Annotated in this window: 19 protein-coding genes; 7 read left to right on the plus strand and 12 right to left on the minus strand. The window is 44.3% G+C overall.

Annotation, left to right across the window (positions count from 1 at the left end; all coding sequences use genetic code 11):
• Positions 1–106 precede the first annotated feature (106 nt).
• From AAE02nite_RS09435 to AAE02nite_RS09445, 3 genes are all read right to left on the minus strand, one after another.
• On the minus strand, positions 107–4,150 hold the full coding sequence (locus AAE02nite_RS09435) for a hybrid sensor histidine kinase/response regulator transcription factor (RefSeq protein WP_170252563.1): 4,044 nt from the start codon (positions 4,148–4,150) through the stop codon (positions 107–109).
• Between the two features lie 796 nt (positions 4,151–4,946).
• Positions 4,947–5,696: a LytR/AlgR family response regulator transcription factor gene (locus tag AAE02nite_RS09440; protein ID WP_146897605.1), complete on the minus strand. Its 750-nt coding sequence runs from the start codon at positions 5,694–5,696 to the stop codon at positions 4,947–4,949.
• The gene (locus tag AAE02nite_RS09445) at positions 5,696–6,781 is read right to left on the minus strand and encodes a sensor histidine kinase (protein ID WP_146897479.1); all 1,086 of its coding nucleotides are present in this window, start codon (positions 6,779–6,781) and stop codon (positions 5,696–5,698) included. The genes AAE02nite_RS09440 and AAE02nite_RS09445 overlap by 1 nt, the downstream gene beginning before the upstream one ends.
• Before the next feature lie 324 nt (positions 6,782–7,105).
• Between AAE02nite_RS09445 and AAE02nite_RS09450 the strand changes: the two genes are divergently transcribed.
• Positions 7,106–7,546 (plus strand): T9SS type A sorting domain-containing protein, encoded by a 441-nt coding sequence (locus AAE02nite_RS09450; RefSeq protein ID WP_146897480.1) that lies wholly within the window; start codon positions 7,106–7,108, stop codon positions 7,544–7,546.
• Between the two features lie 208 nt (positions 7,547–7,754).
• On the opposite strand, the gene AAE02nite_RS09455 is transcribed toward AAE02nite_RS09450, so the two are convergent.
• Positions 7,755–9,140, minus strand: a complete 1,386-nt coding sequence (locus tag AAE02nite_RS09455; RefSeq protein ID WP_146897481.1) for an FAD-binding oxidoreductase — start codon at positions 9,138–9,140, stop codon at positions 7,755–7,757.
• A 531-nt stretch (positions 9,141–9,671) separates the two neighbouring features.
• On the opposite strand from AAE02nite_RS09455, the gene AAE02nite_RS09460 reads away from it, so the two are divergent.
• From AAE02nite_RS09460 to AAE02nite_RS09470, 3 genes are all read left to right on the plus strand, one after another.
• A complete protein-coding gene (locus tag AAE02nite_RS09460) occupies positions 9,672–10,061 on the plus strand; it encodes a GntR family transcriptional regulator (protein ID WP_146897482.1) in 390 nt (129 codons plus the stop codon).
• Positions 10,042–10,929, plus strand: a complete 888-nt coding sequence (locus AAE02nite_RS09465; RefSeq protein WP_146897483.1) for a slipin family protein — start codon at positions 10,042–10,044, stop codon at positions 10,927–10,929. The genes AAE02nite_RS09460 and AAE02nite_RS09465 overlap by 20 nt, the downstream gene beginning before the upstream one ends.
• A gap of 62 nt (positions 10,930–10,991) precedes the next feature.
• The gene (locus AAE02nite_RS09470; protein WP_146897484.1) at positions 10,992–11,516 is read left to right on the plus strand and encodes a hypothetical protein; all 525 of its coding nucleotides are present in this window, start codon (positions 10,992–10,994) and stop codon (positions 11,514–11,516) included.
• 80 nt (positions 11,517–11,596) lie between these two features.
• Here AAE02nite_RS09470 and AAE02nite_RS09475 read toward each other — a convergent pair whose 3' ends face one another.
• The 6 genes from AAE02nite_RS09475 to AAE02nite_RS09500 all read right to left on the minus strand — a co-directional run bounded on the left by AAE02nite_RS09475 (position 11,597) and on the right by AAE02nite_RS09500 (position 19,778).
• Positions 11,597–14,473: a PVC-type heme-binding CxxCH protein gene (locus tag AAE02nite_RS09475; protein WP_146897485.1), complete on the minus strand. Its 2,877-nt coding sequence runs from the start codon at positions 14,471–14,473 to the stop codon at positions 11,597–11,599.
• A 245-nt stretch (positions 14,474–14,718) separates the two neighbouring features.
• Positions 14,719–15,375 (minus strand): 3-keto-disaccharide hydrolase, encoded by a 657-nt coding sequence (locus AAE02nite_RS09480; RefSeq protein ID WP_146897486.1) that lies wholly within the window; start codon positions 15,373–15,375, stop codon positions 14,719–14,721.
• A 604-nt stretch (positions 15,376–15,979) separates the two neighbouring features.
• Positions 15,980–17,689 (minus strand): single-stranded-DNA-specific exonuclease RecJ, encoded by a 1,710-nt coding sequence (gene recJ / locus AAE02nite_RS09485; RefSeq protein WP_146897487.1) that lies wholly within the window; start codon positions 17,687–17,689, stop codon positions 15,980–15,982.
• Positions 17,690–18,040: 351 nt separating this feature from the next.
• Positions 18,041–18,331 (minus strand): hypothetical protein, encoded by a 291-nt coding sequence (locus AAE02nite_RS09490; RefSeq protein WP_146897488.1) that lies wholly within the window; start codon positions 18,329–18,331, stop codon positions 18,041–18,043.
• 120 nt (positions 18,332–18,451) lie between these two features.
• Entirely contained in the window at positions 18,452–18,697 is a 246-nt protein-coding gene (locus AAE02nite_RS09495) for a hypothetical protein (RefSeq protein ID WP_146897489.1), read from the minus strand.
• A gap of 145 nt (positions 18,698–18,842) precedes the next feature.
• Positions 18,843–19,778, minus strand: a complete 936-nt coding sequence (locus AAE02nite_RS09500) for a hydrogen peroxide-inducible genes activator (protein WP_146897490.1) — start codon at positions 19,776–19,778, stop codon at positions 18,843–18,845.
• A gap of 230 nt (positions 19,779–20,008) precedes the next feature.
• Between AAE02nite_RS09500 and AAE02nite_RS09505 the strand changes: the two genes are divergently transcribed.
• Positions 20,009–21,517 (plus strand): catalase, encoded by a 1,509-nt coding sequence (locus tag AAE02nite_RS09505; RefSeq protein ID WP_146897491.1) that lies wholly within the window; start codon positions 20,009–20,011, stop codon positions 21,515–21,517.
• Positions 21,518–21,596: 79 nt separating this feature from the next.
• Here the strand turns inward: AAE02nite_RS09505 and AAE02nite_RS09510 are convergent, their stop codons facing one another.
• Both AAE02nite_RS09510 and AAE02nite_RS09515 read right to left on the minus strand, forming a co-directional pair.
• Entirely contained in the window at positions 21,597–22,352 is a 756-nt protein-coding gene (locus AAE02nite_RS09510; RefSeq protein WP_146897492.1) for a metallophosphoesterase family protein, read from the minus strand.
• A gap of 4 nt (positions 22,353–22,356) precedes the next feature.
• Entirely contained in the window at positions 22,357–23,097 is a 741-nt protein-coding gene (locus tag AAE02nite_RS09515) for a nucleotidyltransferase (protein WP_146897493.1), read from the minus strand.
• 408 nt (positions 23,098–23,505) lie between these two features.
• On the opposite strand from AAE02nite_RS09515, the gene AAE02nite_RS09520 reads away from it, so the two are divergent.
• Together AAE02nite_RS09520 and AAE02nite_RS09525 are read left to right on the plus strand one after the other, a co-directional pair.
• Positions 23,506–24,117, plus strand: a complete 612-nt coding sequence (locus AAE02nite_RS09520) for a DsbA family oxidoreductase (RefSeq protein WP_146897494.1) — start codon at positions 23,506–23,508, stop codon at positions 24,115–24,117.
• A gap of 175 nt (positions 24,118–24,292) precedes the next feature.
• The gene (locus tag AAE02nite_RS09525; protein ID WP_146897495.1) at positions 24,293–24,826 is read left to right on the plus strand and encodes a 5' nucleotidase, NT5C type; all 534 of its coding nucleotides are present in this window, start codon (positions 24,293–24,295) and stop codon (positions 24,824–24,826) included.
• Positions 24,827–24,833 lie beyond the last annotated feature (7 nt).

Below are 24,833 nucleotides of genomic sequence, written 5' to 3' on the forward strand. Positions count from 1 at the left end.
TCTTTGCAATTAATTGGCCACAGAAGCAAAATAACAGGCTTTACAGTAAAACATAGCCGGATAAAAACAGCAAAGTGCTTTTACCGCTTTATTCTCCAGGTTAAGATCAAGCATATTGGGAGGGAGAAACAGAAAATTGCTCTTTAAAGCATTTAGAAAAGTAAGAAAGGCCTTCGAAACCGGTCAGCTCGGCAACCTCCGAAACAGAATGCCCTTCCCGCAAAAGCATGGCCGCTTTATTCAGCCGATAAGTCCGGATGAGCGTGTTGGCGTTCATATCGGTGAGGGCTGCTAATTTTCGGTGCAGGGTTCGGGTACTCACGTTCATATTATCAGCCATTTGCTCTACAGCAAAGTCAGCGTTGGCTAATTCGCGGTTTAATATTCTATATAACTCTTGTAAAAAAGGATCTTCGGCTGGTTCTACCGGTAAGTTAAGCGGCGGTTCTCCGGAGTCGGGTTGAGAAAATTGGCGGAACCAGTATTGGCGCGACGTCTGCTGATAACTGAGCCAATTGGCTACCCGCAATTGTAGTTCCTGCAAGTTAAAGGGCTTGGTTAAATAATCATTAGCACCTGCTGTCAGCCCCTGTACCCGGTTGCCGGCAGAGGTACGGGCCGTTAATAAGATAACCGGAATGTGGGTAGTAAGCGGCGTACCCTTTATCAATTGACTCAGCGTAAACCCGTCCATTTGGGGCATGGTTACATCGGCAATTATTAGATCGGGCAATTCCTGCTGCGTTAATCGCCAGCCTTCTGCCCCATCGGCAGCCATTATTACCCGGTATTCTAGGGTTAGGCCCTGGCTAACAAAAGCACGCAATTCGTCGTGGTCTTCTACTACTAATATTAAAGGGGCATCTTCAGCTACCAGAGGTAAGGGTGGGGATAAAATTTCCTCTTCCGGCATAATAACTGGCAACGCCGCCACCAGCTTGCCCGGAACCACATTATCCGCTTTCCGCATTGGCAAGGTTACCCTAAAAATTGTTCCTTTTTCTACCTGACTTTCTGCTTCAACCTGTCCGCCTAATAATTGTGTTAATTCCTTTACCAAAGACAAGCCCAAGCCTGACCCGGCCAAAAATTGTGTGCGCGGGTCATTTACCTGTTGAAACCGGTCGAATATTAAAGGCAGTTGCGCGGCCGGAATACCAATGCCGGTATCCGTAACCTGCAACTGCAACAAGTCTTCTGCTCTCACAACTCTGGTCCAAGTCAGGTCTATCTGCACGGTGCCACCGGCCGGGGTAAATTTAAGGGCATTAGAAAGCAGATTATAAATAATATTTTCCAGCTTTTCCGCGTCAAAAAGGTGTTCAGCCGGTTTTCCTTCGGCATGGAAGTCCAATCGAATGAATTTCTTTTGGGCTTGTAAGCGAAACGTTTCCACGATATTTCCAACAAACTCAACCACATTACCTTGCGACTCATTTAAATTCATGCTGCCAGCTTCCAGTTTAGCAGAATCCAATAATTGAGTTATCAGGCGCAGTAAACGTTGGGCATTCCGGTATATAATTTTATGCTGCTGTCTGATTATTTCGGGGGAAGCCAGCGCCGGCTGGGCGCGTAACTGCTCCAGCGGCCCCATAATAAGGGTTAAAGGGGTGCGGAATTCGTGGGTAATGTTGGTGAAGAACTGAGTTTTTAATTGGTTTAACTCTTGCAGTTTTTCGTTTTGTAAATGTTCTAAAGCAAATTTGTTTTGCAAACGGATACGGCTTAGCTGAACATAGAAAATGGCCCCTATAATAACTAAGGCTACCAAGGTATAAAACAGATAAGCTGCCGTAGATAGGTAAAAAGCCTGCCCCACCAAAACAGGTATGTGGAGTTCTTTACCCCAGGTACCATTGCTGCTCTTTGCTTTGATGCTTAAGGTATATTTGCCGGCAGGCAAACCAGCTAATTGTAAATAATTTACGGCGCCAATGTTTTGCCATTCATCCGAAAGACCTGCCAGCCGGTAAGCAAACTGGAGTTGGTTGTTGTGCGGTCCGAAATAATTTTTTAGCGCAAAATAAACCGAGAAGAACTTGTCCTGGTAATGGAGGTTAATGGTTTTTAAACTGTTAATGTCCAGGGTAGTTTCTTCTATTTTGTTTTTCAGGCCATTGTGCTGCACCAGTTTAGTGAGCCTGACCTGAGATACTTGGGTTGGCAGCATCAATTTATTCGGATTAAAATAAATAATGCCATCCATCGAACCAAAATATAAGTTACCATCGGTTCCGGCTAAAGCCGATCCTTGGTTAAATTCATTTGTGCGCAGGCCATCGCGGGTGTAAAAATTACGAAACAATTTATGCTGCAGGTTTAAACGGGATAAGCCGTTGAAAGTGCTTATCCATAGTTGGTTTTCTGCCCCGGGCAAAATGGCACAAACTTTATTATCTGCTAACCCGTCCTTTTCGGTATAGTGCTCCTCTACCCGGCCATTTTCCGGATTAAACACATTTATACCACCACCTTTTGTGCCCAGCCACAGCCAACCCTTTTTATCTTCGTAAATACAGTTTATAAAATTATGCGTTAATCCTGGCTTGCTAGCGCCTGGCGTGGCCGAACTGTAATGTAAGATTAAACCTTGCTTTTTGTTTATGCGGTATAGCCCGTAATCGGTACCTAACCAAATAGATTTGTCGCGGCCCTGGTGTATAGCCAGGATCTGTAAAAGCGGAAAACTTTTCTTTTCCTTTCCCCAGTTAAACAACTGCGCCTGGCCGTTCTGCGGGTTAAGGGTGTACAAATTATTATAGCCGCCCAACCAAAGTAAGCCTTCGTCATCCTTTAACAAAGAAAAATTATGCGTTGATATAATAGGAGTCTTATCCTTTACTGAAGCCTTGGGTTTATCCAGGTAAGCGGTAAGTGTATGGCTGTTTAGATTAAAATGACCTAACCCAAATGCTTCGGTAGCCATCCAAATAGTTCCGTCGTTACCGCGTACCAAGGCTCGGGCCAGCGGGTTTACCCAGGTATTATCCCTTTTAACTTTATACTCTTTAAATTTATTAAGAGCCAAGTTGTATTTAAAAAAGCCACTATAACTGCCAATAAGCAAATCGCCATCGGCCGACTGCAGCAAGCCCCGCGTGCTAAAATAAGGATAGGCCCCAATACCTTTGGGCAGGGAAATAGTTTTGAAAATACTCTCCCGGTTATTTAGCTTGTAAACGCCAAAATAAGAACCCAGCCAGAGTTGTTCGTTAGCATCCTCGTACAGGCATTCAATCTGAAAATAGCCGGCCCCGCTTTGCATAAACTGCCCGGTGAAATTTTCAATTTGCTTTGATTTCAGGTCGAAGCGAAATAATTCACTTTGGGTAACCAGCCAGAGGAAGCCTTTTTTATCCTGGTAAAAGTGCTTAATTGGATCTTTTAACAAACTAAGCTGTTCCTCATTTACCAGGAGAATAAATTTATTTAAAGCCGGCCTGTAAACATAAATCTTTCGCTGATCGGCGTAGAAGCGAATAGCTTTATTTGTAAATGAAGCCAAACAAAGTCTGTTCGCCGGAAGCGAGAAGTCATGCAGCAACTGGCCCTGCGGGTTTAATTCCCGGAAACCATGCTGCTTATCGGCAACCCATAGCTGCTGTTTATCATCTTCAGAGATTTGAAGTACAATCCGTTGCAGACCTGTATAGTCAGCGGCAAACGAGTTCGGAATACGTGAAAAAGATTCTCTATCAGTAGAACGATATAAGTAACCATCGTCGGAACTACACCAGATAGCTCCATCGTGCGTTTGGGTAATCGCATAGATGGCTTTTTTAGCTTCTGTCACAGCGCCTGCTGTAACCAGGTAAGACTTAATGGATTTCCGGTCAGCACTAAGCCTTTGTAAGCCATTACCCGTGCCAATCCACAGGTTACCTTGGTGGTCTTCATAAAGCGCCAGCACCAAATCGGCCGTTAACCGGATACCAACGGAGGACGTATTAATTAATTCGGCATGGTAGCCATCGTACCGGTATAAGCCGGTTTCGCTACCAAACCACATAAAGCCATAGGTATCTTTTAAAATACACTTAACTTTCAGGCCGTCGAGGTGGGCGATTTTAAGAATTTGCGTTTTACTAATAGCTGCTTCCTGGGCCTTTCCGGAAATATTTAAGGTGCAGCTTACTAATATCAGCATGGGCAGCCATTTTAAACTTAACACAAAATTTAAAGAATGGTGCATACCAAATTGAATTCTCCTGTTAAGTTATTGAAATATATTTATATAAAAAATTCTACTAAACGTTTAAACTTTCACCTGATTACAGACAACAGCCGCTTAATGTAATAAAAGCTTGTATTTACTGGTAGAGAACGCGCTCGTTTTTGAGGAAAGTAAAAGGCGGCAATAGCATTCTGACAATAAAAAATTAATCAAACCGCACTGACTTTGAGCCCGATTAAGTTTTAATCTGATGGAGACTTCATGTAATTGGGTATTGATTTCATTAATATTCCGTTGGCTAAGCATTGCGCAGCGGCACCTACTAAGGCACCAAAGGTACAGGCATTGGTTACAGCGAAAACGGGGATTATTACCGCGGCAGCTAGTGGCCGGCTTAAAGCTGGTTTAAATGGGCTCTACGCTACTATTAACCGGTCAGTGCAGCCCGGCAAGAAGGGTTGGTAAGAGAATTTTTATTATTTCAATTATGAACGGAGTTGCAAATGCTTGTTGAGCTACTTGGTTTTAAGCACCTTTAAAATGGTTTAACCCTAAATCAGTCAGCAACCTGACCTACCTACTGGCAACAGCAAACGAATGGTTTTCACTGGCATAAGCAACTAATTATACCGGCTATATTTATGCTGTTTACCTACTAAAAGTTCGAACCAGGTCGCTCAGAATAACTAATAACCAGACTAGCGGCAACTACTAAATTATTCGCAGATAATAAAAAGAATATTTTAACTATCAAAAAAAGCTTAAAGGTTTAAACCCAGCGGTTTATAAACTTGTTAAAGGCATCTTTGTATTGGTCACTCACCGGAATATTAGCGGCGCCAATCTGAACGCTTTGCCGGGTAACCGATTGTATTTTATCCAGGGCTACAATAAAGGACCGGTGGATGCGCATAAACTTCTTAGCGGGTAATTTTTCTTCGAGGGCTTTCAGGCTGATGAGCGATAGAATAGGTTTAGGAGCGCTTTGCAGGTGTATTTTCACGTAATCTTTTAACCCTTCAATGTAAAGAATATCGTTCAGCGCTACCCGCACCAACTGGTACTCTACTTTCAGAAAAATATATTCATCGTCCGCCGCTGCCGGGGCAGTTACTACCGGGTTGGGCTCCGTTGGTTTCTGCCGGAGTTCGGCGTAAGCCAAAGCTTTATTGGCGGCTCTAATAAATTCGGCGTAGTTAAATGGTTTTAATAAATAATCCAGCGCATCGAGCCGGTAACCTTCCAAGGCATACTGGTTAAAAGCGGTGGTAAAAATAATCCGCGGCCCTTGGCCAGGCTGGCCTTTATCTAGTACGCGCGCCAAATCCGTACCACTTAAATCCGGCATCTGAATATCCAGAAATATTAGATCTACCGGCTGCTGGTGCAGGTGGTTCAGGGCGGCCAGGGCGCTGGTATACCGGCCGGCTAGTTGCAGAAAAGGCGTTTGCTTGATAAAGGTACAAACCAACTCCAGTGCCAGGGGTTCGTCGTCAACGGCAATGCAGGTTAAAGTCATCATAAATCTAAAGCTAAGTGCACCACAAATTCGTTTTCCGGCGTTTTCTCCGTAATATTTAAACTATAATTATGCGGGTAGAGTAAGTCGAGGCGGCGGCGGGTATTTATTAAGCCAATGCCATTGCTCTCGTCTAAGGTTACCCGCTTTTGGGTAAAAAGGGTATTGCGTACCTCAATAGCCAGGTGCTTATGTTGCTGCTTTATCCCAATGTAAATCCGGCTAGGCTCCTCCGTACTCACCCCATATTTAAAGGCATTTTCGATAAACGGCAAGAGCAACATGGGGGCAATAGGTACATCGGCTAACGAAGCGGGTTGCTCAAAAATAACCTGTACCTTGTCGGTTAGCCGCAGTTTCATCAGGTCAATATAATCCTGCACAAAAGCTAGTTCTTTGCTCAACAGCGTTCTGTCGGCTTGGGTATCGTAGAGCACGTAACGCATCATCCGCGACAACGTATGCAGGGCCTTCTGGGCCAGCTCTACGTTAAACATTGTGAGCGAATAAATATTATTGAGCGTATTAAAAAAGAAGTGCGGATTAATCTGGGCTTTCAGAAAAGAAAGTTCGGAGCTAATTTTCTCCTGTTCCAGGTCCTGCCGGACTTTTGTTTCCATACGCCATTTTTGTACGGTTGCCACGCTGGTACTAATAAAAAGAATGAGCAGAATCATCCCGCTGGTAAAAAAATGACGGCCCATATCAAATCCCCCTTCCCGCCGGTGCGAGCGCATGGTATCCGGCCTGTTTGCATGCGTAGCCTGGTACATTAACTCCGATAAATTTAACCATTTGCTGGCTGTATTTAAAAGTATAAAAACACCCACGCTGGTGGCTAAAGCCAGAAACATAAACAGCCATATCTTATTTTTAAATAGAAAATGAGGTACCCAAACATTGGCATTCAGATAAAACAAGCAGATAAAGACACAAAAAATAATGCCTTGCATTATCCAGAACTGAGTAGGTAACGCAATATTCCAGCTTAAAGGCTGCAACACCAGCAGCATTACGCCCAAGGTAGTCCACACTAAAATATGAATTAGAGCAGGTAAGTAAGGCCGTAGGGAAAAAGTAATCATCTGAATATTTAGGGGTTAGAAATAAAGGCAAGCCTAACTGCTAAATTACCGCAATGGCCGCACTTGTGCTTTTTTAATCTATTAAAGTTCTGATTACATCTACCAAACCCAGCTAATTTATCTACCAACGGGAATTATATTCAAGCGCCTGCTTCTTTTATCTATCTCATCGCTTCCGTCGGCCAGGCTGTAGATGATCTTCTCAAGCCTGTCTATTCTATTTTTTACTAAACAGAAGAAGTGCCTCCTTTGTAACATCAAAACGGCTAAAAACAGCCGCTTAGTAATTTAAATCAATATTAAAACTTTATAAAAATTTAAATCATGAAAAATTTATTTGCCGCCATCATCGTTGCTTTAACCGTAAGTACCACTTCTGTTAGTTTTGCTGCTACTCCCAAAAATATTGACAAGGATCATGCAGCGCAAGCTGCTCCAGGCTCCGCAACTGTTGTGCAGGTTTTAATGTCTAAGTTAGATGTAGTAGTAGCAGAAGAAGCCAACCCCAAAACAATCATTCGTTTAATAAACGCCTCCGGAAATACTATTGCCACCAAAAAAGTATCTCATAAAGAAACGGCTACCCGGGTACGCTTTGATTTAGCCGAGTTGGCAGATGGGGTGTACTATGTAAAAGTATGGAATGGACAGAACACGCAGGTACAAAAATTTGAATTAAAAACTGCCGCCGTATCAATGACTGCTTACCAGAAGTTAGCCATTATCCAGAAACCGACCGTAATCCAAAACTTGGCCACTATATAAGGGGATGAAAACAGCAAGGTTGGGCCAGCTGCACCTGTATGGTTTAGAGCGTAAATTCAACCTTTAATCGGTATACTTCCGGAGAGTGTTAATTCCTAAAACTTCAAGAAAGCAAATCTTATAGTATTGTCATCAAGAAAGCAAATTTTGAAAATAATGAGATAAAAAAAGTACACCTTTTCAGGTGTACTTTTAAGGCTAAGTTTTATTAGCTGCTGGCCGGTATAATATTCTGGTTCACCCGAAACAAATTATCTGGGTCGTATTTATTCTTAATTTCTACCAACCGATTATAATTGTCGCCGTAAGTTGCTTTTACCCGGTCCTGGCCTTCTTCCATCATAAAATTAATATAAGAACCACCTAAGCTATACGGATGTACGGCTTGCCAATAGTCTTTGGCCCAATTGGTAATAATATCTTTATTTCCCGAGTCGGGGTCAATGCCAGCGATAACCATGGCATAAGTAGCATCGCGGTAATTCCAGGCCGTTGCTTTTTTATCTACCCGGGCTGCTGCTCCATTTATGGGGTAAAGGTGCACAGTAGAAAGCATGGTAGGTAATTGAGAACCATATTTTATATACAGGTCAATGGCCTCATCGGTAAGTTCTTTTACATAATCGCCCTTCCAGTACCATTGCATGCCGGTGGGCATTAAGGGGTCGAACATACTTTGCAACGCGGGTACCGGTAGTGGCCCCACTAAGTCAAGTGCCGGGGTTTTAAAATTGCGGATTGGCTCAAACGCTTTTTCTGCACTTTCCTGCGGACCAGTGTAACACCAAACTACCGCACACATATTTTTTAGGTGCAGGTGTTCCGGAAAAGGTGCGCCGGGCGGTACGATTAGAAAAGCAAAAAAGCCATTCATTTCATCGGGCGCATGCTGAATAAATTCATGATACCACCGCATTACCTCTTTTGCATCTTCCAGTTCCCAGAGCATAGGCCCGCCGTATACCATACTAATTGGATGGGTCCGGAATAAAAAGGAAGTAACCACCCCGAAGTTACCGCCACCACCCCGCAATGCCCAAAATAAATCAGGGTTCTCCTTTGCACTGGCTTTCACGAATTGCCCATTCGCTAAAACCACATCAGCTTCCAGCAGGTTATCAATGGTAAGTCCGCAACGGCGGGAAAGATGGCCTACACCACCACCTAAAGTTAGCCCGGCTATACCCGTAGTAGATTGAATTCCCATTGGTAGCGCCATTCCGAAGGCATGCGTAGCATGGTCTACATCGCCTAAGGTACAACCTCCCTGCACTTGCACTGTACCAGCCGCAGGATCAACGTGAGAGCCTTTCATCAAAGATAAGTCGATTACCAGACCACCATCGCACATTCCCAGGCCCGCTCCGTTATGACCGCCACCTCTTACGGCAACCAGCATGTCATTTTCCCGGGCAAAGTTCACGGCTGCTATCACATCTGCCTCATCTAAACAGCGGGCAATCATAGTAGGGTGTTTATCAATCATGCCGTTATAAACTTTACGGCAAGTTTCGTAATCCGCATCCTGCGGTTCGATGAGTTTACCCCGCAGGCTCATCTTTAGTTGAGAACTCGGTATTGCTTCTGCTAACATAATATTTAGTTAAAGGATATGTAAGGAGATAAGCTGATTGAAATATATTACCCAATCCAAATATTTGCACCTTTAAAGCTTGGATTGTTCCGGCGGGAGGTTTATTGCAAGGGATAAGTTATATAAAATATAGCCAAATTCCTAATATATAATAGTTATATACTTAAAATAGAGAGTAGCTCTTTAAATACTTCTGCCTTATAACCATATAGCATTGCACTTGTCAGCCAAATTGGCAAGTTCGCCAGCAATTCAGTTTACAGATTTAGTGCTTGTAAAGAAAGCAGGCACCAGCTGTGCGGGCATTCTATAAAAATGGATGCCTAATCAAGGAACATAAGGGGATATCATTATGCATAATTAATTTTCCTGCTTGGTAGACATTGTATGCACGGAGCCCTTAGCAACCGTGGACTCCTTACTTAATATTTATGCTCAAAATATTTATTCTTAATTACTTGACATTAAACAAACAACATTGTACACTTGTACTATACATATAGTACATTATGATACTATAACAACAGTATAATGATTGATTTTAAATTAGACCCTAAATCCGGCGCTCCTTTTTACCGGCAAATTATCGATCAGATAAAATTTGGCATTGCAGCCGGTAAACTGAAAACCGGCGAGCAACTGCCTACTGTCCGGTCTTTGGCTGTGGATTTAAAAGTAAACCTGAATACGGTGGCCAAAGCTTACAAAGAACTGGAAATTCAGAATATTTTGGCTACCCAGCAGGGTACCGGCACCTTTATCAGTGACCTAAAAATTCAGATACCAACGGAAGAAAAGAAAAATAAATTAAAAGAAATATGTAATGAGTTTTCTGCTATTGCCTTTAGCTATGGCTTCTCCATAGAGGATATTATTAATCAACTTCAAAAACAAAAATCAGATGAAAACAACTACAAATAGATGGTGGAATCCTATTTCGGCAACCGTGTTAATTATTCTGCTAGGCATTTCGGTCGGGCTCTTGCATTTGCAACTCGTTAATCCGGCCGTATTCGCGTTCTTGGTAATACTCTCTTTTTTCTGTGCCCGCGCCATAAATATTGCCGACCAATGGGAGAAAGCGGTGGTTTTAAGGATGGGTAAGTACCAGGGTCTGAAAGGGCCCGGTATATTCTTTATCATTCCGATTATAGATAAAATAGATAATTACATAGACCAGCGGGTTCGAGTGACCGACTTTAAAGCTGAACAAACTTTAACCAAAGATACCGTGCCGGTTAATGTAGATGCCGTGGTATACTGGACTGTTTGGGATGTAGAAAAAGCGGCGCTCGAAGTGCAAGCCTACGAAACTGCTATTTATTATATTGCCCAGACCGGTTTAAGAGACATGATTGGCAAACACGAATTGGCCGACTTACTGCAGGAAAGAGACAAAGTAGCCGAAGACCTGCAACAGATCATGGATCATCATACCAACCCCTGGGGAATTACCTGCCAGAGTGTGGGAATAAAAGACATTATTATTCCGCAAACTTTAGCCGATGCCATGAGCAAAGAGGCGCAAGCCGAAAGGGAACGCCGCGCCCGGGTAATTCTGGGAACTGCCGAAACCGAGATTGCCTATAAATTTGCCGAAGCCAGTGAACAGTACCGGAATAACCCAGTAGCGTTACACCTGCGAGGTATGAACATGCTGTTTGAAGGTTTAAAGGAAAAGGGTTCGATGGTGATTGTACCTAGTTCTGCTTTAGACTCGATGAATTTAGGCGCGATGGGCGGCTTGATTTCTCTGGCCAAATCGAATGAACCGGAAAAGGTAATCTAACTTCTGCAGTAGCCCGCACCCGCTATATTTGGTCTATTCATTTAACTTCACAAAGCAAAATTATGATACGCCTCTGTGCTCTTATTATATTCTTATTGGTTAGTCCGGTAGTTTTTGCCCAACAAGCTAATCCCCTACCAATTGTTCAACAAAAAATGCAGGCATTAAAATGGCTGACTGGTAAATGGCAAGGAACAGCTTATATAAACGGGCAAGACGGTCAAAAGCAGGAAGTCAAACACACCTTAGAGTTTATTGATAATTTAGATAATACGGTACTACTTCTAAATGAAAGTGCTGTCCGAGGCCAGGATAAAGTTGCTCAAAATATTGGATTGCTCGGCTATAATGTTTTACAATCAAAGTACAACTTACAAGCTTATACCAACGATGGTGCTTATATCGATGCCTATGTAGAAGTGCTGGATAAGAAGATAATCTGGCGCATTCATTTTTCAGGCCATATTATTCGGTATACGGCTAAGTTAAACGAGAAAGGGCAATGGTACCAAACTGGCGAAATGAGTTCGGATGAAGGTAAAATGTGGAATCCTTTTTTCGAGTCGACCCTTACCCGAACAAAATAATACCTTTGTAATAGAATAACAAAAAAGCCCTTACACTATTCAGGTAAGGGCTTTTTTGTTATACCAGAGAAAAGCGCAACTTATTTTGGTTGCAGCTCTTTTTTAATGATGGCCAATATTTCGTGGTTCTGATGCGAATGCTCCATTTTTTCAACCCGCTGCTGCAAGTCTTGCAGCAGCTTAACAGAAGCGCCCGATTTAATGGCACCCACCCGCTGAATGGTGTAGTTTAAGATAGCGGACACCTTTGCTTGCTGCGCCATTTCCATGGCCCGGTTCATGTCCATCGGAACAATAGGCTCAAAAGCATACCACAACATTAACGGCAGATTATGGTCGTCTTTGTCTTCGGCGTGATGCATCAGCCCGGCCAAGGTTTCCCATCTTTTCTCGGGAGCAACTCTTTGCATAGCCGAGGCCAGGTACAATCTTACCAACGCCGAATTATCTTTTTTAGCCATTTCGGCAAACTGCTTCAGCGCCACTTCCGATAACTCTTTGTCTTCGGCCATCAACTGAATAGCCCAACTCCGGATATATTCGTTTTCATGATTCAGTAACTGCAGCATTTCTTTTTCGGAGAGACCTTTGGTAACGTGCAGCGTCCAGAGGGCCCGCAGTTTACGGGTAACATCCGGATTGTTGTACAGGATTTTTTTCAAGGCTTTGTGTACCTTCTTGTTCGGTCCGCGTTCCTGCAAAACCAATCTGGCGGTACGCACATACCATTCATTTTGGTTTAAATGGTGCTTTACCAAATCCATACCGGAAGCCTTGGCTAAGTCTACCTGTACCCACTTATCGGTTTCGTGGCTGATTTTAAATATCCGGCCCATGGTTTTCTGGTGCACATCCGGATTAGGGCTGTGGCACTGGTTTTTGTCGTACCAGTCAATTGCAAACACCGAACCGCTCGGATCGTAGCGGAAGTTCAGCCACTGCGACCAGGTATCGTTAGTAAGTAAGAAATCTTCGTCATGACTCACCGAATAGCCGGAACCTTTGCGATTTAGCTGGTCCACGTTTACCCGGCTGCCATGAATGTTGTTCATGTAAATTTTATTCCGGTATTGCTGCGGCCATTTTTCGCTGCCCAGATAAATCATGGCACCGGCGTGGGCATGGCCGCCGCCTTTAGAATTAGAGCGGAAGTTACCGGCATGCGGGCCGCGGTCGCCTACCCAATGCACGTGGTCGCCGGACTCTTTAATATCGTTGTAGGTGTAAGGGTTAAAGTGCTTTCCGGCCTGCCGCAGGTAACGGGCACCTTGTACCACATGAAACATGTGCGGAATAACGCATACGGTTACAAACGAATGGCCGTAATCATTCCAGTCGATACCCCAGGGGTTACTGGTGCCTTCGGCAAAAAGCTCAAATTTTTTGGTAGTGGGGTGGTAACGCCATACGCCCGCGTTCAGTTTGGTTCGTTGGTCATCGGGGGTACCCGGCGCACCAACGTTGGAGTGGGTAAATACGCCGTGTGTTCCGTAAAGCCAGCCATCCGGGCCCCAGCGGAAGTTATTCAGGATTTCGTGCGTATCGTTAATGCCCCAGCCATCGAGTAATATTTGCGGCGGACCGGTCGGCTTATCGCCCGATTTATCTACCGGAATAAATAACAGATGCGGGGCTGAGCCCAGCCATACGCCGCCCATCCCTACTTCAATAGCACTAATCAGGTTCAGGCCCTCCATAAATACGGTGCGCTTATCCAGGGTACCGTCGCCGTCGGTATCCTCAAAAATGAGCACCCGGTCTCTACCCTGACCTTCCGGCGCCCGCACTGGGTAAGTGTGTGCCTCAGCCACCCACAACCGGCCACGGGCATCTATAGTAAAGCTGATAGGCCGGATGATTTCAGGTTCAGACGCGGCCAGTTTTACTGAAAACCCATTTTTCGTGGTCATGCTCTTAGCGGCTTCTGCACCAGACAAGCCCGAGTGGACAACCGGATCTAGCGGTGGCAGAATAATGATATCGCTGGGTTTAAGTTCATTGGTAAAGGTTGGCCGGGTAGGGTAAAATTGGAAATCATCGAAGTTAATATGGGCCCAGCGATCGTCGCCAATATAAGGGATAGTAGAGATACCGGTTTCGTTATCAACCAGCCGAATAAATATTTCCTTGTTTAACACTGGGGTTAAATCTACCACCACGGGCTGCAGGGTAGCGCGGCCAGTACCGGTTATCTGAAAGAAAACTTCGTTGTTATCGGCCCGGACCAGTTCTACGCGGGTGTCCTGCAAAGCACCACCCGAAACTTTGAAAGCGGCAAACGGCTGGGTTACGGTAAACGGCACCGAAGTAAGGGTACCGGTTTGCTTGTAATTTTTGGTGCCGCCGCTGGTTACAAAATATTTACCCGACTTGTTGATGTTCATGTCTTTTTCGTGCACCGGCGAAGGGTCCTGCGAAATTAAAGGTTGGGTAAAAGCATCGCCGGCAGCGGTCCAATCCTGCAGGTTTCCTTTTTCAAAATTCAGGTTTAGCACCTTGCCATTCTTTTTAACGGCCTGGCCCGCAACGGTTACTTCCTTGGTAATAGCGCCTTCTACTACTTCAAATTTACCCACCATACCCGCCTGACGATGTCCCGGAATAGAACAGAAATAAATATCGCTTTGCGCAGCTTTAAAAACAATACTAGCCGTATCGCCTTTTTCCACCAGCACCCGGCTTTTAAGTCCCAGTTTTTCTAAAACAATATCATGGGTCATGGCCTCGCCGTTCACAATTTTAATGCGTACGGTTTCGCCTTTACGGGCCTGTAGTACCGGATTGCGCTTGCCATCAGCCCCAAAGTAGCCCAAAATGGTCGCCTGTAAGGTATAATCCCGATCGTAGCGCGCAGCTACTTTACCCTTTGCTACGCTGCTTTTAGGCAAGGCGCTATAAGCGCTGGAATGTAGCAAAGCAGAAAGCAGCATTAAAATAAATAAGCGGGGCAAAATCATAATTTAGTTAGTCTTTGTAGTAAAAAAGATAAAGGTGCTATAGATTAAGATATTAAATTATCAATTTATAAAAGATAATTAACAGGTTGTGGAACAATTAACTACCGTTAAGCAGCAATGGAGAGTTTTCTAAAATACTGGTTAGAGATAACAGTAGCCAGTATTTGGTTTTCTGGTACAGGTCAGAGCAACGAGGCACTAATCAGAGAAAACAAAATTTAATCAATTTTTTCAGAAAAGCAACCTTATTGACGCCTGTTCTTTTGCGGCAGTTCTTCCAGCACAATATCCTTGTAATAGACTTCAACTTTGCCACCACCATGCGTCTGGAGAGCAATTAAACCCACCTGCGGAACGGTTAAATCTTCTTCGGTATAATCAACGGTCTGTTCTCCGTTTAATTTTATGCGGATGCGCCGGCCTTCGGTATGGATTTCGTAATCATTCCAGTCGTTGGGCCGGAGCAATTTCTTTATTTGAGCAGGGTTTGGGGTTGCCAGCAGCTTGTTCCGGCGAGATTCGTCGTACAAGCTGCCCCAGTATCCCTCTCCTATGTCGGCTTGGTAGCCAACCATTTCGTAAGACGGATTGGCAATGCGCCGGCTGTGAAACTGTACACCACCGTTTATAAAACCTTCGGTGCCGGTCAGCTTAAATTTAAGCCTTAAAATGTAATTAGAATAGCTTTTAGTAGTAGCAATAAATTCGTTATGGGGCACTTTCTCGGTTAGGGAGCCGCCCACCAAAACACCGTTCTGAATGCGCCAGGTCCGGAGGGTATCGCCCGTCCATCCTTTAAAAGTTTTGCCATCGAATAACCGGATTTGCTTGGGTTTCGGCGGGCTGATAAAATCAAAATTCCCTGTAATAAAAATAACTAAACAAAAAAATAAATATCTCATGGAGTGGTGATAATTGTTAGTTGCCTTGATTACATTTTAAATTTTTTAAACTGTTTAAGTTAAATATTTTTATCTGATTAAAAAGCTTCTAACCCTTTATATCTAATCGAGGTTTAGAACAGATTGTAAAGAAATCAGCTTCGACAAAAATAACAGGCCCGATCTACCCGGTCTGGTGAAGAGTAATAAGTTTGATTTATATATGCGTTTCGGGAACACGCCAGCAAGCGTTAAAGGCAGAAGGGCATTCGTTTAAATGCAGTTCTAATTTAAACTAGTATCAAATCTTTTGGACGCTCCTCCCTCCCAGAATTATGGTTAATACCGGTTGCACAAACCTCACAGGTCTTAAAAGATATGTGAGGTGTTAAGCTATGGAAGCTAGTTTATGCGAGTTGGTACAATACCTAATTTGCTTTGATTACCAGTAATATTATAGATACCTGGCACCACCATCCTGCTAAGTGGAAAACAAAAAGTTGATATTTAAGAGAAGGCAATTTCACCAGCCAATTCTATTCCTGTAACTGATAAATTATCTTATAGCTGCACCTGGGTTTCGGCAGAAATGACTGACAAGAGCGTTTTGCGCTGTTAAAAGCAGCTACTCGGCAAAGCGAATATCTTTAATGCGCAGTTGCAGGGAGGTAATCCCGCGAAATACGTTTTCCTCAACGCAGTAGCAAACATCAAACGGAATACCTTTCAGGATGCGCGGATAATAATCGGCCATACCAAAGGCAATGGCATCAATCTGGTGGCTGTCTTCCTGCATAATTTTGAGCTTCAGGTGGGTTTCGCCTACTACGCGGCACGCACCTGTATCAAACACGCACTCCGACGTAAATACCGGACCCATGTTGCCAGGGCCAAAAGGCTCCATCTGTTTAATTATTTTCAGGAAATTAGGAGTAATCTGCTTCAGCCTGATGGGCGCGTCAATTTCTATTTGCGGAATAAGTTGCTCAGCCGTAATAGTGCGACTTACCACTTCTTCGAACCGCTCCCGGAAAGCCGGAATATTTTCGACGGGCAAAGTTAAGCCGGCCGCGTACATGTGACCGCCAAACTGCTCTAATAAATCGCTGCACTCCAGAATAGCGCTGTGTACATCAAAACCATGCACCGAACGCGCCGAGCCCGAAGCTTTGCCGTTAGACTGGGTTAGAATAATAGTAGGCCGATAATATTTTTCGATGCAGCGGGAAGCCACAATGCCCACCACACCCTTGTGCCAGGTTTCCTTAAACAATACTGTAGACCGCGAGCGACGCAACACCTCATCCTGCTCAATCATCAGCAAAGCTTCTTTGGTTATGCTGGTGTCGTGGCCCCGGCGCTCGTTGTTCGTTTTATCAATAATATCGGCTTTGGTAAAGGCTTCTTCTTTGGTGGGGGCCAGCAGCATGTGGACCGAGCGTTTGGCATCGCCCATCCGGCCGGCGGCATTAATACGGGGTGCAAAACCAAACACAATGCTGTTAATATCCAGTTCGCCAGTCAGGCCGGCCAACTCTCTTAAGGCCTCTAACCCTGGCCGCAATGGAGCACCGGAGTTTAGCTGCTGCAAACCAAAATAAGCAAATATCCGGTTCTCGCCGGTAATAGGCACAATATCAGCCGCAATACTTACCACCAGTAAATCCAGTAACCCGAAAAGCGGCGTTATATCTAAATCGTTGTGTTGGCAAAAGCCTTGCATAAATTTAAAGCCTACGCCACAACCCGATAATTCTTTATAAGGATACGGACAATCGCTGCGTTTGGGGTCCAGCACGGCTACCGCATCCGGAATGGTAGTATCGGGTAAGTGGTGGTCGCAAATAATAAAATCGATGCCTTTGGATTTCGCGTAAGCTACTTTCTCCATCGATTTTATGCCGCAATCCAAGCTAATTACCAGGGTAAAGTTATGCTCGGCCGCCCAGTCTACTCCCTGTACCGATATACCATAGCCTTCCAAATCCCGGTTAGGTATATAAATATCAATTTCCTTTACATAATTCTGCAGGAAACTATAAACCAGGGCTACTGAAGTGGTACCATCTACATCGTAATCGCCGTAAACCAATACTTTTTCACCGCGATGGATGGCTTCGTTCAACCGGTCAACGGCTTTGTCCATGTCCCGGATTAGGAACGGATCGTGCAGGTCATCGAGCGAGGGGCGGAAATATTTCTTAGCCTCCTCAAAGGTGCACACGTTGCGCTGGCATAAAACACTGGCTAAAGTTTCGCTAATGAGCAGGCTCTTGGCCAAGGTGCTCACCGTGTCCTGATCAGGGGTGGTTTTTAATACCCATCGTTTCTCCATGTTGCTGCTGCGTTCGTGTGCGGGATTACAAAAGTAATTAATTAAAGAAGAATTTTGTGCTACAAGTTCCGTTTATATCCGGCAGCTTAATTAAATATTTTTTAATTTTGAGGTAATCAATTTTATATCAAAGCTTTGAGAAACCTGCGCAATTTTTATAATAAATGGAAAGATTACATCCAGACCGACCTGCTGATGTACGCATTTTTTATCGTGTTTTTGCTTATTCTATTTATATTCTTTGGCGATTAATTTGTCATTTACCTTTTTACAGGCGCATGACGCATAAAAAAGCCTTCTCTTTAACCCGGGAGAAGGCTTTAAAAAAGCGCAATTTCTTTGCCTTTTGTCTTAAGAATTATTTTCGGTAGCCGCTCCACCGCCACCTACATGCCCGTGGTAACCAGTGCCGGTTGGGGCACCTAAATTCCCACCCGATTCCTGGTCAGTGCCTAAGCCGGCGGTGCCTCCGGCCGCTCCTGCCATGGTGGCCGGGTTTATTTGGTCCTGATCAGCGTTCTGGGTCTCGGCATTGCCGCCGGGCGCGAAATTCTGCTTGCCTTCTTTATTTTTCTCCACCTCTTCCAGGCGTCGCTGCATGGCTTTCATGCTTTCGTCCATTCCTTCTACTTCTTTATCCATAATTATTTCTTCTAGATACTGTTAACCCAAATATTCCACTCACCGCACCGACAAGGTTGCGGCGAAACTCCAAAATACGATACTTTTAACAAAGCTGTTATAGCGGTTTAATCCGGATAATTAAGGGATACCCATTGTCTGGTTATCGGCACTAATATCTGCTTGCGAGTCTTTATTATTATCTTCAATTCTTGCTGTTCCGGCACTACCCGAAGCCATCTCACCCGAACTACCAGCCCGAGCACCCATTTCATTTGAGTTATTAAGTTCCATATTACCTGCTTTCTGGCCATCATCTGGTCTAATAATATTCATTCGGTTCTGCGGGGCTTTAGCGCGCTCGCCCTTTACTTTGTTCTTATCCATAGCTATTACTTAAAACCTGAAACCTATATAAATTTACTACGCGCTAGTATTGGAATGGTGTTTTGAATAAATACGGATTTTAGGTTGCGTCTTTAAACCAAAAATTGCCAGGCAGCAGAAGCAAACTTTTAGGGTAATGCCAACATTAAATATTAACCACCCGCTCATTTTTATTATTCCTCACCTTATCGGGCAAAGCGGCCATTATTTCTTCTTTCAAAACTTCTATCAGGCGTTTCTTTACATAATCGCGGTGCGTTACCAAACTTACCTCGCGTACGGGTGCCGGCGTATCGAAATACCGCACCAGCTTTTGTTGTTTGGTTGATAAATCTAAGGTGGCTAGTTCCGGAATAATGGTAATACCGTTGTCTTGCTCTACCATGCGGCGCAAGGTTTCGATACTGCCGGCTTCGTACTCAAAGGTTTTTCCTTCGGGCAAGGCACTGCGGAGTTCGCACAGGTTTAATATTTGCGATCGGAAACAATGGCCTTCTTCCAGCAACCAAAGCATCTTTAAATCAATATCGGTGGGCAGCACGTATTTTTTCCCGTACAGCGCATTGGCTTTAGATACGTAGGCTACCAGTTCTTCATAAAACAAAACGTGCTCTTTCAGGCTGTTGTCCTGGAGCGGCGTTACCAGCAACCCAGCATCTAATTTATTCTGCTTCAGGCAAGAGGAAATATTTTCGGTGGTTAGTTCGGTTATTTTTAGTTTTACCTTCGGATATTTCTGTAGGAACGCTTTTAAAAATAACGGCAATAAATACGGCGCCAAGGTAGGTATTACACCCAGCCGCAACTCGCCCGCTATTTCGCCTTTCTTGTCGCTGATAATCTGCTTTATTCCCTGCGCCTGGCTAAGCAATAACCTGGCCTGCTGAATAACTTCTACTCCTACTTCGGTGGGCACCACGGGTTGCTTACTTCGGTCGAATAATTTCACACCCATCTCCTCCTCCAGCTTCTGAATCTGCATACTCAGGGTTGGCTGCGTTACAAAAGTTTTCTCCGCCGCTGTCGCAAAATGCCGGTAAGTATCTACGGCCACCACATATTCTAACTGTACCAGGGTCATTTCTTTAAATTATGAATTAGAAATTATGAATTATGAATGGAGAAATACAACTCAATCATTAAGAATTAAGAAGAATGAAAATCAGGGTAATCCATTAATCAGCGTCAATCAGCGGTCAAAGATAGACAAAAATTATTAGATGTTAAATATTATCAATTTGATTGATAAAGCAAATTACCGGAAGTTTGTAGCACTTAAGACAACAACCCCTGCCAACTGACAAACGAACGATGGAAGAAAAAGAAAGAACCCACAAATTAACCACGGCCTCCGGTATACCCTACACCCAACACGAAAATTCTAAAACGGTTGGTCCGCGTGGTCCTATTTTGTTAGAAGATTTTATTCTGCACGAAAAACTGGCGCACTTTAACCGGGAGCGGGTGCCTGAGCGGGTAGTACACGCCAAAGGTTCCGGCGCTTACGGTAAATTCACGGTTACCCACGATATTACCCAATACACCCGCGCCAAAATATTTAACCAGATTGGCAAGGAAACGCCTTTGTTCTTACGCTTTTCTACGGTAGGCGGCGAAAACGGCTCGGCCGATACCGAACGTGACCCACGCGGTTTTGCGATTAAATTTTACACCGAAGACGGCAACTGGGATTTGGTAGGCAACAACACGCCCGTATTCTTTATTAAAGATCCGAAGAAATTTCCGGATTTTATTCATACCCAAAAACGCGACCCGCGCACGCACACCAAAAGCGCTACCATGATGTGGGATTTCTGGAGCCTGAACCCCGAGAGTTTACACCAGGTAATGATTTTAATGAGCGACCGGGGTACGCCCTACGGTTACCGCCACATGCACGGTTTTGGCAGCCACACTTTTTCGTTTATCAACGCCGAAAACGAGCGCTATTACGTGAAATTTCATTTTAAGACTTTGCAGGGCGTTAAAAACTTTACCGATGCCGAAGCTGCTGCTATGAAAGGACAAGATCCGGATTTTGCGCAACGCGATTTAGTAGAAGCTATTGACCGGGGCGACTTTCCGCAATGGGCTTTGAAAATTCAAGTAATGACCGAAGCCCAGGCTAAAACCTATAAATGGAATCCGTTTGATTTAACCAAAGTTTGGTCGCAGAAAGATTTCCCGTTGCTGGATGTGGGTATTCTGGAGCTGAACCGCGTACCGAATAATTATTTCGCCGATGTAGAGCAATCGGCTTTTGCGCCGGCGCACGTGGTTGATGGCGTTGGCTATTCGCCGGACCGGATGCTGCAAGGCCGCTTACTGGCTTACCCCGATGCACACCGCTATCGTATTGGCGCTAACTACGAACAACTGCCGGTTAACCGCTGCCCTTACGCCGTAAATAATTACCAGCGCGATGGTGCCATGCGCTACGATGGCAATGGCGGCAGCAAGCCTAATTATTTCCCGAACAGCTTCGATAATATTTACCCCGACGAGCAATACCAGGAACCGGCGCAGGATTTAGAGAACTCCATTGCCGGCTGGTTTGACCGGAACGGCGAAAACGAGAACGATCATTATACCCAACCCGGCGATTTATTCCGGCTAATGACACCGGATGAGCAAAAAGCCACCATCCGGAATATTATAGGCTCGATGAGTGGTATTACGGGCGAGAAACGGGCTTTAATTATTAACCGCCAGTTGTGTCATTTCTTCCGGGCCGATATGTCGCTGGGTATAGGCGTAGCGATGGGCTTAGGCATTAACGTGGAAAGCCAGATGATGCAACACGCTATCAGCGGAAACTAGTTTTCATACTTCATATACAAGCAAGAGGCGGGAATATTTCCCGCCTTTTCTTTTTTTCTCCTTCCAGAATGAAGTGCTTTTACACTTCGTATATATAATGCTGCAGTTGATGGGATCTTTGCAGAATAGGCCGGGCTACATTATACACCTTAACGCCGGCCGAGGTCTGTCCTTCGAGGGTGCCTACGTGCGCATGGCCGTGAAAAACAGCCTCCACTTCCCGGCGATTTATCGGCTCTACCAACCGGGAGGAGCCCATAAACGGCCAGATTTCGTGGGGTTCGCCTTCAATGGTTTCTTTTATGGGCGCATAGTGCATCACTACAAATTTTTTCAAATCTTCTTCGTAGTTGCTTTCCAGGTGTGCCAGGGCCCGGTCAAGTTTCAGCGCCTCGTCTACGGCTTCCTGCACAAACGACTTAAACATTTGCTCGCCAAACATCGAGAGCATATACCGGCCAAAACCGCCCCCAAAGCCTTTAATGCCGGCAAAACCAATATTATTAATTACCACCGCTTCGCCATCCAGAATATGAATCTGGTCGCTTTCGAGCATTTTTTTAATGGTTTTCTGCTGATCACGTTCAAAATCGTGGTTACCAAGCACGGCCACAATGGGTATAGAACAGGCTTTTAATTCTTCTTTTAATATTTCGGCTTCGTTTAAATGGCCGGTATCGGTTAGGTCGCCGGCCAGAATTAAAATATCGGCTTCGCGGCCAACGTTTTTAAAATATTCGGTCCATTTACCGTGGTCGGTTTCCTTTACGTGAATATCGCCTACGGCTGCAATTCGGGTTTTCTTTTGTGGATTTCCGCCTTCAATAATCTCCATAGTTCTAAATAGTCTTGATGGTAATTACCTTATACTCCCAATCGGTAATATCGGTGCGGTATTGCGTTTGGTCAATGATAGGTCCGAGGCAAACTTTTTCGACCGGCAGGGGCATATCGTACTGGTTTTTAGCCAATTCAATCAGTTTATCAAATAACCATTTGGGAATTAAATCGCGCTCGGTAGGGTACACAAACTGAAATATTAAAACCTGCGCCAGCAACAAATGCCAGTGCTGCTCTAACCTGGACCAGATGCGGTTCCAGTCGAGTTGATGGCCCCAGCGTACAATAATGTGGTTTACATCGGCGCCATCGTACCGCTCCCGGTTTTGCACGTAAACTTTGCACCACAACAATTCTTCGGCCGGAATAAGCTTTACCGGCACCCCGTAAGCTTCGCCTTCGGTGGCATAATCGAACCAGCTATCGTCTACGGTACAAATATTATTTACGGTGTTAAATATTAAATCAATGTACATGTCGTCGCGGTACAGCTTGGCCAGCCAGCGCACATCGGTCAGTTCGGTTTTGTAGCCGTGGTCCGAGAAAAGCTTTAATATTTTAGGATATTCCCCGGCTTTACAAAATAAATCAAGGTCTTTCAGGTCGCGAACAATGCCGGTATATTGCCGGAAAGCCCAGCCACCGCCTACTAAATATTGCAAACCATTTTGGTTCAGCAGCTCTAAAACATCACGATAATAGGTTTCAGCTTCTAATTGTTGAGCCTCAGTTTGTGCCATAAAAAAATATATAATTATAGTTTTGCCAGTTAACCGGCCGTACAAATTCAGATAAATTGGGTATTAAGTATATTCCGATCAGGCCCTTTGCCTATTAAAAACAGGTAGTTGCACGTGGAACAAAGTAGTACATTTACTTATTTCCAAAATATTTGTTGTAGTAATAAAGCGGGTTTTCTGATTAAATCAGTAGGAATATTCCTAGCTGTAAAGTATCTACTACCACAAGTAAGCCAAATACCTAAGCTTAAAGAGCTGAACTTCTACCTGGGTAAAAGTTCAGTTAATCATTGCGGTAATTAATATTTTATTCTGGCAGGGAGAAATCCACCCGAACAGCATAAAAAAAGTAAAACTCCTACTGCCTGATGGGGTATATTACCGGAGGAAATACCACAAAATTAGCTTATGTTGAACATCCAGGTTTATTCTGATTACGTTTGCCCCTATTGTTTTTTTGGTGAACAGGTTTTACTGCGGGCCATTCGCGGGCAGGAAGATAAAATAAATATAGAATGGATGCCGTTTGAATTACGGCCTTACCCCACGCCTACCCTAAAACCCAAAGGTGACTACCTGCAGCAAACCTGGCAACAATCGGTTTATCCCATGGGCGAAATGCTGGATATACCCATTGTCCTGCCAAAAATATCGCCGCAGCCCTACACGCATCTCGCCTTCGAAGGCTATCAGTTTGCCAAGAAGCATGGCTTAGCTGATGCTTATAACCACCGGATGTTCACAGCATTTTTTCAGGAAGAACAGGATATTGGTGATATAGGGGTACTTACCAAACTGGCTACCGAAATTGGCTTAGATCCAACCGCATTTAAACAGGCCTTGGAAGAACGAACTTATAAAAATCTGCATCAAGAGGCATTACGGCACGCCTACGAAGAGGTAAAAATATCGGCGGTTCCTACTTTTATTATCGGCAACCAAATATACCGCGGGTTATTACGCGAGCAGGACTTTAAACAAGTGATAGCTGCCCGATTAGTCGCTGACAGGAATATTTAAAATTAAAAGTGCAAAGCCTTTGAATAATTTGCCTAGAGGCACCACCATGAACACAAGTTTTATTATTTTGTGCAGCTAAGCGCCAAGTTCAATTAAAACATTTGTAGTAGCAAATTTTCGTAATACTGATTTTGCTGATACAGGAGCAATTAAGACCAACCAAAAATATTTACTTATGACTAAAAAAAGCATTGCCATTGATATGGACGATGTAATGACCGATGCCGTTGGCCGGTTTATAGAACTTTACCAAAAAGAATTTAACGAAGATTTACCGGATTTACGGCTGCCCGGCCGCAACCTCGACAATACCGTACCGCCCGAGCGCCTCGCCCTTGTAAAGCAGTTTCCACATCGCCACGATTTCTTTAAGGACATGGATTTACAGGAAAACTGCCAGGAGGTGGTACGCCGGTTACAGGAAAAGTACGAGGTGTATATTGCCACAGCAGCCATGGAATTTGAGCATTGCCTAACCCATAAGTATAACTGGCTAAAACAACATTTCCCGTTTATTTCCTGGACGCACATTATTTTTTGCGGCCACAAAAATATTCTGGGTACCGATTATTTACTGGATGATGCGGAACGCAACCTGAAAACCTTTAAAGGAACGCCTCTGGTATTTACCGCACCCCATAACACGCACCTTACCGCATACACCCGCCTGAACAACTGGCAGGAAGTAGCCGATTACTTTTTGAAGTAACGTGTTG

It is taken from the genome of Adhaeribacter aerolatus (assembly GCF_007991635.1).
Lineage (GTDB): Bacteria > Bacteroidota > Bacteroidia > Cytophagales > Hymenobacteraceae > Adhaeribacter > Adhaeribacter aerolatus.